Source organism: Bradyrhizobium murdochi (genome assembly GCF_000472965.1).
Lineage (GTDB): Bacteria > Pseudomonadota > Alphaproteobacteria > Rhizobiales > Xanthobacteraceae > Bradyrhizobium > Bradyrhizobium murdochi.
Genome location: NZ_AXAU01000048.1, coordinates 1 through 14,192, shown reverse-complemented (window position 1 = coordinate 14,192; position 14,192 = coordinate 1). Strand labels below are relative to the sequence as shown.

Sequence of the window (14,192 nt, the reverse complement as noted above, 5' to 3'; positions counted from 1 at the left end):
AGCAGGAACGGCACCTTGCGGGAATGCGGGTCCTGGTAGAGGTGATCGATCCGCGCCGTGTTGAACGAGGACGACCGCCGCTTGATGCCGTGGACCTCATAGCCGAGGCCGAGCAGATATTCGGCCAAATAGGCGCCGTCCTGGCCGGTGACGCCGGTGATCAGCGCGACACGACGTTTTGAGGCGTTCACCAGTACTTCTCCATAGGTCCGCCAACACGACCTGCGTTTGGCATGATGTCACTGCCGGTTCCAAATGGGCCGCGATCAGGTCCGGAGTACCCGCTTGCGGCTCATAACATCTTGACATCTCGGATGTCCATGACCGAAGAAATTGTTGAACGAAGTGAATTGGAATGAGGTGAAAGGGGCAGTGTGAGGGCTGAGCCAGAGCAATGCGGATTTGAGTGGTTTACCAGCGTTTGTGTTGCTCAGACAATATAGTCCTTGTGCTTCCCCTTAGATTGCTGCTCGATGGAAAAAAGGGAGCATTGATGGTCAGGTTTGGCCTCCTGGGTTGCGGACGCATTGCCACACGTCACTCAGAACTTTTGGGCGGCAACCATATCGACGGAGCCAGGCTCGTTGCCGTTTGTGACACCGTTCGCAACCGCGCCGACGCGATCGCGTCGAAGTTCGGTGTCCCGGCGATCTATGACACGGACGAATTCCTCGCCCGGAAGGATATCGACGCGGTGGCGGTGCTGACGCCGAGCGGGATGCATCCCGCCCATGTCATCGCCTGCGCCAAGGCCGGAAAGCACGCCATCGTCGAGAAGCCGATGGCGCTGCGGCTTCAGGACGCCGACGACATGATCCGCGCCTGCGACGAGGCAGGCGTCAAGCTGTTCGTCGTCAAACAGAATCGCTTCAACGTGCCGGTAGTGAAGGCGCGCGAGGCGCTGGAGGCCGGCCGCTTCGGCCGCCTGATACTCGGCACCGTGCGCGTCCGCTGGTGCCGCGACCAGGCCTATTACGACCAGGATGCCTGGCGTGGCACCTGGGCCTATGACGGCGGCGTGCTCTCGAATCAGGCCAGCCATCACGTCGACATGCTGGAATGGTTTTTCGGCGACGTCGTCAGCGTGCATGCCCGCGCGGTTACGGCGCTGGCAAAGATCGAGGCCGAGGACACTGCGGTCGCCACGCTGAAGTTCCGCAACGGCGCGCTCGGGATCATCGAGGCGACCACGGCTGCGCGTCCGACCGACCTCGAAGGCTCGCTTTCGATTCTCGGAGAGAAGGGAACGGTCGAAATTGCCGGCTTTGCCGTCAACCAGATCCGGCACTGGCGCTTTGCCGAGGAACTTGCCTCGGACAAGGACGTGGTCGAGAAATTTTCCGTCAATCCGCCGAACGTTTACGGCTTCGGTCACCAAGCCTATTACCAGCACGTGATCGACTGTCTGGTGAACCAGCGTTCGGCGCTGGTTGATGGTCTCGAAGGGCGCAAGAGCCTGGAACTGATTTCGGCGCTCTACGAGTCGATCGAGACGGGCGCCGAGGTGCCGCTTCGCTTCGCGCCTCGGCTGGGCCGGCTCGGTGTCGTGTCGTGAACCGGCCGGAGATACATCAGGCGGACGTGCGCGACGTCGAGTTCGGCGCGCGCGTCAGGATCGTCGAGCCGTGCAATCTTTATGGCTGCAAGATCGGCGACGATTGCTTTGTCGGGCCGTTCACGGAGATCCAGAAAGACGTCGTGATCGGCGCCCGCACGCGGGTACAGTCCCACGCCTTCATCTGCGAACTGGTCACGATCGGCGAAGACTGTTTTGTCGGGCACGGGGTGATGTTCGTGAACGATACGTTCTCGACCGGCGGCCCGGCGCGCGGCAACAGGGATTTATGGCGCGAGACCGTGATCGGAAACCGCGTCTCGATCGGCTCCAACGCCACCATCTTGCCGGTGAGGATCGCCAATGACGTCGTGATCGGCGCAGGCTCCGTTGTGACCAGAGATATCACGTCGCCAGGGACCTATGCCGGCAATCCGGCGCGACGGCTGCTGACGGACAAGTAGGAAGACGAGCGATGCCGGTGCCTTTTGCGGATCTGCAACTGCAGTATCAGACCATCAAGAGCGAGATCGATGGCGCGATTGCCTCCGTCATCCGCGACAACGCCTTCATTCGCGGGTCCTACGTCGACGCGTTCGAACGGGAGTTCGCCGCTGCCGTTGACGTCAAGCATTGCTTGTCCTGCGCCAACGGCACCGACGCACTGTATCTCGCCATGGCCGCGCTGAAGGTCAAGCCGGGCGACGAGGTGATCACCACGGCGCATTCCTGGATCAGCACGTCCGCAATGATCACGCATGCCGGCGCCACCGTGGTGTTCTGCGACACCGACGGCTCGACGTTCACGATCGATCCGGCGGCGATCGAGGCGGCGATTACGCCGCGCACCGTCGGCATCATCCCCGTGCATCTATACGGGCAGCCGGCCGACATGGATGCGATTATGGCGATCGCCAGCAGGCATAAGCTCTGGGTGATCGAGGACTGCGCGCAGGCGCATCTGGCGCGTTACAAGGGCCAGCAGGTCGGCACGTTCGGCGCGGCCGCGACCTATTCGTTCTATCCGGGCAAGAATCTCGGTGCGATGGGCGATGCCGGTGCCGTCGTCACCAACGACGGCACGCTCGCCGAGCACATGACGATGCTGGCGCGGCACGGCGGTCTGGTAAAGCATCAACATCACATCGAAGGCATCAACAGCCGGCTCGATGGCATGCAGGCCGCGATCCTGTCGGCGAAGCTGCCACGTTTGCCGCAATGGACAAAGGCGCGTCGGGATGCGGCCGAGGTCTACGATGCCGGCCTCAACCAGATCGAGGACGTGATCGTGCCGCAGGTCGCGCCGGGCCGCAGTCACGTTTATCATCTCTACACCATCCGGCATCCGCGCCGCGATGCATTGGCTGCGCACCTGAACGCCAACGGCGTGCAAACCGCGATCAACTATCCGACGGCGCTGCCGTTCCTTGCCGCGTATCAGCGGTTCGGCCATCGCCCGGAGCAATTTCCGAATGCGTTTGGCGATCAGGGACGCATCCTGTCGCTGCCGATGTTTGCCGAGATCACTCGGGCACAGCAGGACGAAGTGATCGATCTGGTTCGTAAGTTTTGAGCGCTCAGCGCTCGTCCGCGATCACCTTGCCGTCATTCGGCAACGCGCCTGCGCCGACCAGCTCGACATTGCCGCCGAGCTTTGTCACCGCGCGCAGCGTTGCTGCGAGTTCGTCCTGTAGCGTCTCGCTAGCCGCAGCCGTTTCCGCCTTCAGCGTCATCACATCGCTCTCGCCGGATCGCGTGACCACAAGACGTAGTCTTCCGAGTTGCGGATGGCGCTTGGCGATCTCGGCGATCTGCTCGGGGCGGACGAACATGCCCTTCACCTTGGTGGTCTGGTCGGCGCGACCCATCCAGCCCTTGATACGCATGTTGGTGCGCCCGCATGGGCTTGTTCCCGGCAGCGCCGCGGTAAGATCGCCGAGCGCGAGCCGGATCCAGGGATGCTGCGGGTCGAGCGAGGTGACGACGATCTCACCGACGTCGCCGGGCGCCACAGGATCGCCGGTGCCGGGACGCACGATCTCCATGATCAGGTCCTCGTTGACGACCATGCCTTCGCGCGCCGGCGTCTCGAACGCGATCATGCCGAGGTCGGCGGTGCCGAACGCCTGATAGGCGTCGATGCCGCGCGCCTTGACTTCGTCCTGCAGTGATTTCGGGAACGCCGCGCCGGAGACCAGCGCGCGCTTGATCGAGGAGACATCACGTCCGGCATTCGCGGCGGCGTCGAGCAGGATCTTGAGGAAATCAGGCGTGCCGCTGTAGCCGACCGGGCGATAGGCCTCGATCAGTTCAAACTGCTGCTCGGTATTGCCGGGACCGGCTGGAATCACCGCGCAGCCCAGCGCCCGCGCCGAGGCATCGAAAATGAAGCCGCCCGGCGTCAGATGGTAACTGAAGGTGTTGAGCACGACGTCGCCGGGCCGAAAGCCCGCCGCGAATAGCGCCCGTGCGCCACGCCATGGGTCGGCGTGAACGGGCTCGGGCTCGAAGATCGGTCCCGGCGAGGTAAACAGCCGTCCGAACGACCCGAGCGACCCGGCGACGAAGCCGCCGAAGGGCGGTGCCGCCTTGTGCAGGGCAGGGAGTTCCGATTTGCGCAGCACCGGCAACTCAGCAAGCGCGGCGCGGCTGGTCACGGCGGCGGGATCGATGCCTTTCAAGCGCTCGGCATAGGCCGGCGCGGCGAGCGCCTTGCGCAGGACGTCCGGAAGCTTTGAAAACAGCTCCGCCTCGCGTAGGCCCGGCTCGCGCGTTTCAAGGGCGTCGTAGTGGTCGGTCATGGCTGATGCCTCAGGTGAGGGCCGATTGCGTGCCGCCTCTGACGTGCTATCAGACGGCTTTTACCGGTGTTGATGTTCCAGGGAACGCAATGGCTGAAAGAGATACCGCTGCGGCGGCAGACACGCTGGATTCGGCCGATATCGTCGCCAAGTTGAAGCTTCGCATGGTCGACCATTGCCTGCCGCTGTGGTCGACCGAGGGGTGGGACGACAGAGCGGGCGGCTTTATCGATCGGCTCGATCCGGACGGCCGTGCAGACCGCCTGGCGCCGCGCCGGGTTTTCGTGCAGGCGCGCCAGATCTATTGCTTCGCCAAGGCGGCGCAGATGGGCTGGTATCCGCAGGGGCGCGCGATCGCGCTCAAAGGGCTGGAGCACCTGCTGGCGAAGGCGAAAGCCCCCGACGGCAAGCCGGGCTTTGTGCACACGCTGCAGCCTGATGGCGCGGTGCTGGATCCGCTGCGGGATTCCTACGACCACGCCTTCGTGCTGTTGGCACTGGCAACCGTCTATGCGCTCGATCGCGATGCGCAGGTCCGCGCCGAGATCGACGGGCTGTGCCACTTCGTCGAGACGCAACTGCGCTCGCCGCATGGCGGCGTTCACGAAGGATTGCCGGCATCGCTGCCGCGGCGGCAAAACCCGCAGATGCACCTGTTCGAGGCGATGATTTCCGCGTTCGACGCGACACATGACCTCGTGTTCCAGAACCGGGCCGGCAATTTCTTCAGCCTGTTTCTGGCCAACCTCTACGATAAGCAGCGGCAGATGCTTGGCGAATATTTCGAGGAGGACTGGTCGAAGATCGAGCCGGTCAGCGTCGAGCCCGGGCATCAGGCGGAATGGGCGTGGCTGCTGAAAGGTTTTGAGCGCATCACCGGCTGTCCGACCGGGCGCTATCGCGGCGAATTGCTGGCAACAGCGCTGCGCTATCGCGACGAGGCGACCGGCTGCCTGATCGACGAAGGGGACGCCCGCGGCAACATCAGGCGGCATACGCGCCGGCTGTGGCCACAGACGGAAATCGCCAAGGCGTGGATCGCGCAGGCCGAAGCGGGCGAGGCAGGCGCGGCCGATGAAGCGCGCGCGGCGCTGGCGCGGCTCGAACGGCACTATCTCAGCCATCCCGTCACGGGCGGCTGGTACGACCAACTCGACCGCGACGGCAACTCCCTGGTCGCCACCATTCCTGCGTCTTCGTTCTATCATGTTCTCTGCGCGGTCGCGGAAGCGGAGCAGGTGCTCGGTTGAGCATCTGAACCTCACAGCCACCGCTTTCGCCGCTTGAAGCTCTTGAGGTTCTTGAAACTCTTGCGCTGATCGCCGGCGCCGCCGAGATAGAACTCCTTGACGTCCTCGTTGTCGCGCAGTTCGTCAGCGGTGCCGTCGAGCACCACCTTGCCCTGTTCCATGATGTAGCCGTGGCTCGCGACCGACAGCGCCGCGCGCGCGTTCTGCTCCACGAGCAGGATGGTGACGCCGAGGTCGCGGTTGATCGCTTTGATGATCCCAAACACTTCCTTGACCAGGAGCGGCGACAGGCCCATCGACGGCTCGTCCATCAGGATCATCTTGGGGCGCGCCATCAGCGCGCGGCCGATCGCCAGCATCTGCTGTTCGCCGCCGGAGAGATAGCCGGCGAGCCCGGTGCGCTCCTTGAGCCGCGGGAAGTATCTGAACACCATGTCGATGTCGGCGGCGATCTCATTGTCGGTGCGCGTGAACGCGCCGAGCTTCAGATTCTCGATCGACGTCATGTCCGCGATGATGCGGCGGCCTTCCATCACCTGGAAGATGCCGCGGCGCACGATCTTGTCGGGGTCGATGCCGTTGATGCGCTCGCCGTCGAAGACAATTTCGCCGCGGATCACTTCGCCGTCCTCGGTCTTGAGCAGGCCCGAGATCGCCTTCAACGTCGTCGACTTGCCGGCGCCGTTGGCGCCGAGCAGCGCCACGATCGCGCCCTTCGGCACTTCAAGGCTCAAGCCGCGCAGCACCAGGATGACCTTGTCATAGACCACCTCGATGTTGTGGACGCTGAGCAGCGGGGCAGCGGCTTGCGCGGCAGTCTTCGCAGGACGATTGAGTTCGGTTGCTTCAGTCATGTTCTTGGTCCCGGCGCTCGTAGTGGGGTGCGCTTCCACGCCACCCACCGCTGTCATCACCCGCGAAAGCGGGTGATCCAGTATTCCAGAGGCGGCTGTGATTCACCGAGAAGCCGCGGCGTACTGGGTCCCCCGCCTTCGCGGGGGACGACAGCCGAATGCGTTCAGCGCCTCTCGGCAACCACGACCTCACCAACCCAGCCACTCGGGCTTGCGCGGCAGGTCGATCGTCTTCACCTTTTCCATCTTGATGCCGCCGTTCTTGACGAGCTCGTTGAGCGGGGCGTCGGTCGCGCCTGCGACCTTCATGCGATACAGATCGACCTTGAGCGTGCCGCGGTGATCCTTCTCGGTGAAGGTCGAGGGGTTGCAGATGCCTTCGCCGCCGGCGGGCACCCAATCCTTCTTCTGATAGAAGCCCTTCTTGACGTTCTCGCCGGTGGCGCCGCCGTTCTTGGCCGCCCATTCGACGGCTTCCTTCATGTAGAGCGCGGTGCAGACGCCGGCGAGGTAATGCACGGGACGGTATGCGGTACCGGCCGCGTCCGACATCTTGGAGATTTCCATGAACGTCTTCATGCCGGGCGCGTTACCGCCCCAGGCGATCGCGGTGCGCAGCGGAAACACCACGCCGTCGGCGGCAGCACCGGCAGCCTTGGCGGCGTTCTCATCCATGCCCCAGACGTTGCCGAGGAACTGCACGTCGACGCCGGCTGCCTTGCAGGCGTTGAGCACGGAGATGTTGGAGCCGGCGGTATTGCCGAGATAGGCGTAGTTGGCGCCCGAGCTCTTCAGCGTCAGGCACTGCGCGCTGTAGTCGCCAGGCGTCAATGCGAACACGATCGGCGGCAGCACTTCGAACCCGAGATCGGTGGCAATCGCTTCACCTGCCGCCTTCGGCGCGTTCGGATAGGGGTGGTTGGCGCCCATGTGGACGTATTTCGGCTTGCCGGGCTTGCCCTTGGCTTTCCAGTCCTCCGCGGCCCAGGTCAGCATGCCGCGAAGTGCGTCCGAATAGCTCGGTCCATAGAAGAAGTTGTAGGGCGCGGGCTTGGCCTTTCCGCCGGCTCCGGTCGGATCGGAGAGTGCTGCGGCATAGGATGCCGAGATATCCGGGATCTTGTCCTGGGCCAGGAATCCCGTCAGCGCCTCGGTATCGGCGGTGCCCCAGCCGAGAATGGCGGCGACTTTGTCGGCGCCCGACCATTTCTTGTACTGGGCGATCGCGCGCGGCACCTGATAGCCGTAGTCGACGGTATCGAGGTTGACCTTGCCGCCGTTGATGCCGCCGCTCTTGTTGATCCATGCATAGGTATCGGCGACACCCTGTCCGAACGGCGTTCCGACGTCCGAAGTTGGTCCTGAATAGTCGGTGAGATGCCCCAGCGCGACCGGCGCCTGGGCCGATGCAGCGGTAGAACCCAACAGCAAAGCAAGCGAGGCCGTGCTCAACAGAGTCTTCATCGTCATGGACATAGTCCTCCCGGTTACTTCTCGAGGTCTTCTCGTTGTTCGTCCCGTTCCGACCTCAATGCGAGAACGGGTAGAGTTTCCAGTATGCCTTGATCTGCCGCCATCGATGCGCAAGTCCATCCGGCTCGAACACCAGAAAGATGATGATGATCAGGCCGATGGCCATCTCGCGCAAGAAAGCGATATTGTTCTTTAGTCCCAGAAATTGATCGATCGGGCTGTCGCGGAGCGCGACGCTGAGCCATTCCATCGATTCCGGCAGCAGCACCATGAAGGCGGTGCCCATCAGGGTGCCCATGATCGAACCGAGCCCGCCGATGATGATCATGGCAAGGAAGATGATCGAGCGATCGATGCCAAAGCCTTCGTTGGAGACAACCTGATTGTAATGCGCATAGAGCGCGCCGCCGACGCCGGCAAAGAAAGCGGCGAGGCCGAACGATAGCGTCCGGTACTTGGTCAGGTTGATGCCCATGATCTCGGCGGACAGATAATGGTCGCGCACGGCGACCAGCGCGCGTCCGTCGCGCGAACGGATCAGGTTCGTCACCAGCAGGTAGCAGACGACGACATAGGCCAGCACGACGTAGAAATATTGCTTATCGCCGCGCAGCATGTATCCGAAGATCGAGAACGGTTCGGCGCTGGCGGGAACGCTGCCGCCGGTGAACCATTCGGCGCGGGCAAAGAAGTCGAGCAGGATGTATTGCGCCGCCAGCGTCGCGATCGCGAGATAAAGCCCCTTCAGCCGCGCCGCGGGCAGGCCGAAGACCAGACCGACCGCGGCGGTCACGACGCCGGCGAGCGGAATGCAGAAGAAGACGGGAATGCCGAACCGGTTCGAGAGATAGGCCGAGGTAAAGGCGCCGAAACCGAAGAAGGCAGCATGACCGATCGAGATCTGGCCGGTGAAGCCAACGACGATGTTCAGCCCAAGTGCTGCGATGCCGAAGATGCCGATCTGGATCAGCAGGCTGAGGATGTATTCGTTGACGACGTGTGGCGCAAAGCAAATCAGCACGATGCCGGCGATCATGGCGTTGCGGCTGGTCGTGGTCGGAAACACGGTGGTATCCGCCGCATAGCTGGTGCGGAAATCGCCGGCGGGAATGAGGGTCTGGCCTGCCATAATGATTTACACCCGCTCGATGTCTTTGGTGCCGAACAGGCCGTACGGCTTGATCATGAGGATGATGATGAGCGCATAGAACGGCGCGATCTCGTAGAGATTGCCCCAGTGCAGGTACTCGCTGTCGAGAAAGTGCGCGACGTTTTCCAACAGGCCGATGATGATGCCGCCAAGCACGGCGCCGCCAACGCTGTCGAGACCACCGAGGATCGCGGCCGGAAACACCTTGACGCCGTAGGCGGAGAGGCCTGCCGAGACGCCATTGACGACGGCCACCACCACGCCTGCGACGGCGGAGACGGTCGCCGAGATCGCCCAGGCCATCGCGAATACGCTTTTGACGGAAATGCCGAGCGACTGCGCCACCTGCTGGTTGAACGCGGTCGCGCGCATCGCCAGACCATATTTGGAGAGGCGGAAGAACCACGCCATGCCCACCATCATCGCCACCGAGACTGCGAGGCTCATCAGGTAGACGGTCTGCACCTGCAGTCCGAGAATGTTGACGTTCTGGGTCTCGAAGATGCGCGGGAACGGCTGCAAATTGACGCCGAACATCCATTTCATCAGTGCCGAAAACACGGTCGAGAGCGCGATCGTCACCATGATCACGGAAATGATCGGCTCGCCGATCATGGGGCGCAGGATAACGATCTGGATCGCGATGCCGAACAGGAACATGAACACCAGCGTGATCGGCATGCCCAAATAGAACGGCACCTGATATTTGGTCAGCAGCCACCAGCACACCCAGGCGCCGACCAGCAGCAGTTCGCCCTGCGCGAAGTTCACCACCTGCGTCGCCTTGTAGATCAGCACGAACGACATCGCGACCACGCCGTAGAGCGTGCCGACCACGAGGCCGTTGACGAGGAGCTGAATCAGAAGCTGGGTGTTCATGCCACTTGACGCCGTTGGATTGCGGGCCCATTCCCCTCTCCCCTTGTGGGAGAGGGGGGCTTCGCGAAGCGAAGGCGGGTGAGGGGTTCTCTCCGCGTTCGCATGTGTGGAGAGGAACCCCTCACCCAAGCGAGTTCGTGTTGACCGGCGGTGTAGCCCTCTCCCACAAGGGGAGAGGGCGCATTAACTGGCACCGCGCGAAGCCGCTGCAACATTCTCATTCCGCGGCCTCCGCCATCGGCGCAGGTCCGCCGAGATCGACGACCCGCAGCGTGGTGCGGATGCGCTGGGTGGTGCCGTCCTGGAAGCGGATCACGGTATCGACCGGAATGTCGCTCTTGCCAGCGTAGATCGCGTCGATGATATCGGCGTATTTCTCGTTGATGACGCTGCGGCGGACCTTTCGGGTGCGGGTCAGTTCGCCGTCGTCAGCGTCGAGCTCCTTGTAGAGCAGCAGGAAGCGTGAGATGCGCTGCGCCGGCGGCAGCGTGGCGTTGACGTCTTCGACCTCCTTGCGCAACAGCGCATAGACCTCAGGGCGCGAGGAGAGGTCGGTATAGGTCGTGAACGAGATGCGGTTCTTCTCCGCCCATTTCGAGATGATCGAATAACGAATACAGATCATCGCCGCCAGCGCATCGCGGCCGGCGCCGAGCACCACCGTCTCGGCGATGTAGGGCGAGAATTTTAGCTTGTTTTCCAGATATTGCGGCGAGAAGCGCTCACCGCGCGCGGTCTCGGCGAGATCCTTGATGCGGTCGATGACGACGAGTTGGCCATCATTGTTGAAGTAGCCGGCGTCACCGGAATGCATCCAGCCGTCCTTGATGTCGGCGGCCGAGGCTTCCGGATTCTTGTAATAGCCTAGGAACATATTGGGGTGGCGCACGACGATTTCGCCGACGCCGTTGACGTCGGGGCTGTCGACGCGGATCTCGATGTCAGCGGCCATCGGCACGCCGGTCGTATCCGGATCGACCTTGCCGGCAGGGTGCAGCGTGTAGGCACCGAGCAGTTCGGTCTGGCCATAGAGCGTGCGCAGCGGCACGCCCATCGCCTGGAAGAATTTGAAGGTATCGGGCCCGAGCGCGGCGCCGCCGGTTGCCGCCGAGCGCAGTCGCGTGAAGCCCAGGCGGTCGCGCAGCGCGCGGAACAGGAGCTGATCGGCAAATATCGAATGCTTGCCCTGAGCCAGCGCGGAAAGGCCCGTCTTCATTCCGATATCGAACAGCTTTTGCTTCAGCGGCGAGGAATCCATCACGCCGGCACGGACATCCGCGGCGATCGATTCCCAGAGCCGCGGCGCGAACAGCACGAAAGTTGGCGCGATCTCGCGGAAATCGTGCATCATGGTCTCGGGCTCTTCGACGAAGTTGACCTTCATCCGACACAGCAGCCCTTTGCCGAGCGCGTAGACCTGTTCCATGATCCAGGGCAGCGGCAGCACCGAGACGTATTCGTCGTCCGGTCCCTTCGGATCGAAGGCCAAATACGTCGCGCAGTGTTTCAGAACGCGTCCAGCCGCCAGCATCGCCAGCTTGGGATTGGCCGTGGTGCCCGATGTCGTGCAGAGGATCGCGACGTCCTCGCCGCGCGTCGCATCGACCAGCCGATCGTAGAGCCCGGGCTCGCGCGCGGCCCGGTCGCGGCCCATCGTGGCGAGCTTTTCGGCTTCCATCAGGCGGGGATCGTCGTATTTCCGCATGCCGCGCGGATCGGAATAGACGATGTGCTTGAGGTTGGGAGCGCGATCGGCGAGCGCCAGCAGCTTATCGACCTGCTCCTCGTCCTCGGCGAACACCAGCTTGGCTTCACCGTAGCTGAGCAGATAGGCCGCTTCCTCGTCCAGCACATCGCGATAAAGGCCCAGGCTCATGGCGCCGATGGCATGGGTTGCGATTTCCGCGGCCACCCAGTCCGGGCGATTGTCGCCGATGATGCCGATGACGTCGCCGCCGCCAAGACCCAGTTCGACCAAGCCGAGCGCGAAATCGTGGACGCGGGTCTGGTATTCGCTCCAGGTGAAGACGCGCCACAGCCCGAGATCCTTTTCGCGCAGCGCAATCTCGCCGCCGTGCTCGCTCGCGTTGAGGCGCAGCAGCTTAGGAAAGGTATCGGCTAGGGCGGCGCGCCCGGCGTAATCCATCATGCCACGCTCTCCCGAGGCGCCGGCGTGTCGTCGGGGTCGACGAGGACCTCATCCTCTTCGCCGAGATAGGCGCGTTTCACATGCGGATCGGCGAGGACCGAGGCGGGATCGCCTTCGGCGATCTTGCGGCCGAAATCCAGCACCATGACTCGGTGGGAGATATCCATCACCACGCCCATGTCATGCTCGATCATCATCACGGTCATGCCGAACTCTTCGTTGAGGTCGACGATGTAGCGCGCCATGTCCTCCTTTTCCTCGAAGTTCATGCCGGCCATCGGCTCGTCGAGCAGGATCAGTTGCGGCTCCAGCGCCATCGCGCGGGCCAGCTCGACGCGCTTGCGCAGGCCGTAGGGCAGGGTGCCGGCGGTAGCCTTGCGCACCGACTGCAGGTCAAGGAAATCGATGATCTCCTCCACCTTGCGGCGGTGCTCGAGTTCCTCGCGCCGCGCGCCGGTCAGCCAGTAAAGCGAACCGGTGATAAAATTGTTCTTCAAGAGGTGATGCCGCCCGACCATGATGTTGTCGAGCACGCTCATGTGGTGGAACAGCGCCAGGTTCTGGAAAGTGCGGCCGATGCCGAGCTGTGGCCGCGCGTTCGGATTGAGGCCGGTAATATCCTTGCCGCGGTAGAATAGCCGGCCTTCGGTCGGCTTGTAGCGGCCGGAAATGCAATTGACGATGGAGGTCTTGCCGGCGCCGTTCGGGCCGATGATCGAGAACAATTCGCCCTCGTTCACGCCGAACGAAACCTCGGTCAGCGCACGGACGCCACCGAAGCGCAGCGACACGCCGCGCACTTCCAACGTATGAGCCACTCATTCCCTCCAGATAAGGCGCTTGCCGCGCTCTTTATCTATCGTTCGCAACTGCACCCGCAACTTACATCCGGAGTGACCTTCCGGCCATCCGACTAACGATGCCGATCACGGCCGGCATCACGCGTGTAACGCTGGACCCCAAACCGGTAGCGCCATGGGCACACCGGCCGAGGTGGCCCTCCTTAGGGCAATGCGATAGTTTGAAATGTCTTTTGCCTGACAATTCGTCGGGAAATTTTGCCGGCTGCACTTTTATTGCGGTGCAGCAAGTGTGGGGCGTGACGGTCGATGCGATCATGATTGCTGCGGATTACCTCAAACGCATCGCGGCCTGGTCGCGTGAACTGAACGAGCGGGAAATCGAGGTCGCCCGTGCCGGCATCGTCGAGAAATCCTATCGCGCCAACGAGCACATCTTCATGCGCGGCGATCCCTTCGACTACTGGACCGGTATCGTCACGGGTCTTGCCCGGATGAGTACCGTGTCGAGCGGGGGCAAGGCCGCAACCTTCGCCGGCCTCACGGCCGGTGCCTGGTTCGGCGAAGGCTCGGTGCTCAAGGGCGAGCCGCGCCGTTACGACGTGGTGGCATTGCGCGACACCAGGCTGGCGCTGATGGACCGTAGCACCTTCTTCTGGCTGTTCGAGAACAGCGTGGCGTTCAACCGCTTTCTGGTCCGGCAGCTCAACGAGCGGCTCGGCCAGTTCATCGGAGCGGTGGAACATGGCCGCACGCTCGATGCAACCAGCCGCGTCGCGCGTTCCATCGCCTCGCTGTTCAACCCGATTCTCTATCCGGACATGACGCGCCATCTCGAGATCACGCAGGAGGAAATCGGAGCGCTCTCCGGTATTTCGCGGCAAAACGCCAACCAGTGCCTGAAGCGGCTCGAGAAGGAGGGCTTGCTACGGCTCGAATATGGCGGCGTCACCATCATCGAACTCGAACGCTTGCGCCACCATGGCGATTAGGTGCCTAAGAGCCTGATTTCAAACGGCTTTGGCGATAGACTTGGCGTAGGTCGAATGCTATGGCCTGCGCGACGAGCGGGTTTGGAGAAGATATGACGGCTCAGGATTTAAAGCGGCGCGTGGCGCTGATCACCGGCGTTACCGGCCAGGACGGCGCCTACTTGGCCGAATATCTGCTCGGCCTCGGCTATGAAGTCCACGGCATCAAGCGGCGGTCGTCCTCGTTCAACACGGCGCGGATCGATCACCTCTACCAGGACCCGCATTCCCGCAAGGTGCCGTTCCTGCT

The 14,192-nt window shown here is 62.9% G+C and carries 14 protein-coding genes; 6 read left to right on the top strand and 8 right to left on the bottom strand.

Annotated features, from left to right (window positions below; all coding sequences use genetic code 11):
* The coding region (locus tag YUO_RS43185; RefSeq protein ID WP_035728496.1) for a GDP-mannose 4,6-dehydratase at positions 1-191 on the bottom strand (191 nt) is incomplete at its 3' end.
* Positions 192-493: 302 nt separating this feature from the next.
* Here YUO_RS43185 and YUO_RS0136835 point away from each other — a divergent pair.
* The 3 genes from YUO_RS0136835 to YUO_RS0136825 are packed head-to-tail and all read left to right on the top strand — an operon-like array spanning position 494 to position 3,128.
* Positions 494-1,555: a Gfo/Idh/MocA family protein gene (locus tag YUO_RS0136835; protein ID WP_028351622.1), complete on the top strand. Its 1,062-nt coding sequence runs from the start codon at positions 494-496 to the stop codon at positions 1,553-1,555.
* Positions 1,552-2,019 (top strand): acyltransferase, encoded by a 468-nt coding sequence (locus YUO_RS0136830; RefSeq protein ID WP_028351621.1) that lies wholly within the window; start codon positions 1,552-1,554, stop codon positions 2,017-2,019. Before YUO_RS0136835 ends, YUO_RS0136830 begins: the two co-directional genes overlap by 4 nt.
* 11 nt (positions 2,020-2,030) lie before the next feature.
* Positions 2,031-3,128 (top strand): DegT/DnrJ/EryC1/StrS family aminotransferase, encoded by a 1,098-nt coding sequence (locus tag YUO_RS0136825; protein WP_028351620.1) that lies wholly within the window; start codon positions 2,031-2,033, stop codon positions 3,126-3,128.
* Between the two features lie 4 nt (positions 3,129-3,132).
* Here the strand turns inward: YUO_RS0136825 and YUO_RS0136820 are convergent, their stop codons facing one another.
* Positions 3,133-4,356 carry a phenylacetate--CoA ligase family protein gene (locus tag YUO_RS0136820; protein WP_028351619.1) on the bottom strand — a complete coding sequence of 408 codons (1,224 nt, stop codon included), beginning with the start codon at positions 4,354-4,356 and terminating at the stop codon, positions 3,133-3,135.
* An 89-nt stretch (positions 4,357-4,445) separates the two neighbouring features.
* Between YUO_RS0136820 and YUO_RS0136815 the strand changes: the two genes are divergently transcribed.
* Positions 4,446-5,606: an AGE family epimerase/isomerase gene (locus tag YUO_RS0136815; RefSeq protein WP_028351618.1), complete on the top strand. Its 1,161-nt coding sequence runs from the start codon at positions 4,446-4,448 to the stop codon at positions 5,604-5,606.
* 11 nt (positions 5,607-5,617) lie between these two features.
* On the opposite strand, the gene YUO_RS0136810 is transcribed toward YUO_RS0136815, so the two are convergent.
* The 6 genes from YUO_RS0136810 to YUO_RS0136785 form a co-directional block, all read right to left on the bottom strand.
* The gene (locus YUO_RS0136810) at positions 5,618-6,460 is read right to left on the bottom strand and encodes an ABC transporter ATP-binding protein (RefSeq protein WP_028351617.1); all 843 of its coding nucleotides are present in this window, start codon (positions 6,458-6,460) and stop codon (positions 5,618-5,620) included.
* A gap of 189 nt (positions 6,461-6,649) precedes the next feature.
* Complete coding sequence (locus YUO_RS0136805) at positions 6,650-7,930, bottom strand: ABC transporter substrate-binding protein (RefSeq protein ID WP_028351616.1); 1,281 nt, start codon at positions 7,928-7,930, stop codon at positions 6,650-6,652.
* A 58-nt stretch (positions 7,931-7,988) separates the two neighbouring features.
* Complete coding sequence (locus YUO_RS0136800; RefSeq protein WP_028351615.1) at positions 7,989-9,062, bottom strand: branched-chain amino acid ABC transporter permease; 1,074 nt, start codon at positions 9,060-9,062, stop codon at positions 7,989-7,991.
* 6 nt (positions 9,063-9,068) lie between these two features.
* A complete protein-coding gene (locus tag YUO_RS0136795) occupies positions 9,069-9,962 on the bottom strand; it encodes a branched-chain amino acid ABC transporter permease (RefSeq protein WP_028351614.1) in 894 nt (297 codons plus the stop codon).
* Positions 9,963-10,179: 217 nt separating this feature from the next.
* Positions 10,180-12,111, bottom strand: a complete 1,932-nt coding sequence (locus YUO_RS0136790; RefSeq protein ID WP_028351613.1) for a long-chain fatty acid--CoA ligase — start codon at positions 12,109-12,111, stop codon at positions 10,180-10,182.
* On the bottom strand, positions 12,108-12,929 hold the full coding sequence (locus tag YUO_RS0136785; protein ID WP_028351612.1) for an ABC transporter ATP-binding protein: 822 nt from the start codon (positions 12,927-12,929) through the stop codon (positions 12,108-12,110). The genes YUO_RS0136790 and YUO_RS0136785 overlap by 4 nt, the downstream gene beginning before the upstream one ends.
* 299 nt (positions 12,930-13,228) lie before the next feature.
* Here YUO_RS0136785 and YUO_RS0136780 point away from each other — a divergent pair, with 299 nt between their 5' ends.
* Together YUO_RS0136780 and YUO_RS43180 are read left to right on the top strand one after the other, a co-directional pair.
* Positions 13,229-13,903: a Crp/Fnr family transcriptional regulator gene (locus tag YUO_RS0136780; protein WP_028351611.1), complete on the top strand. Its 675-nt coding sequence runs from the start codon at positions 13,229-13,231 to the stop codon at positions 13,901-13,903.
* Between the two features lie 92 nt (positions 13,904-13,995).
* Positions 13,996-14,192: GDP-mannose 4,6-dehydratase (locus YUO_RS43180; RefSeq protein ID WP_035728494.1), on the top strand; the 197-nt coding region annotated here is incomplete at its 3' end.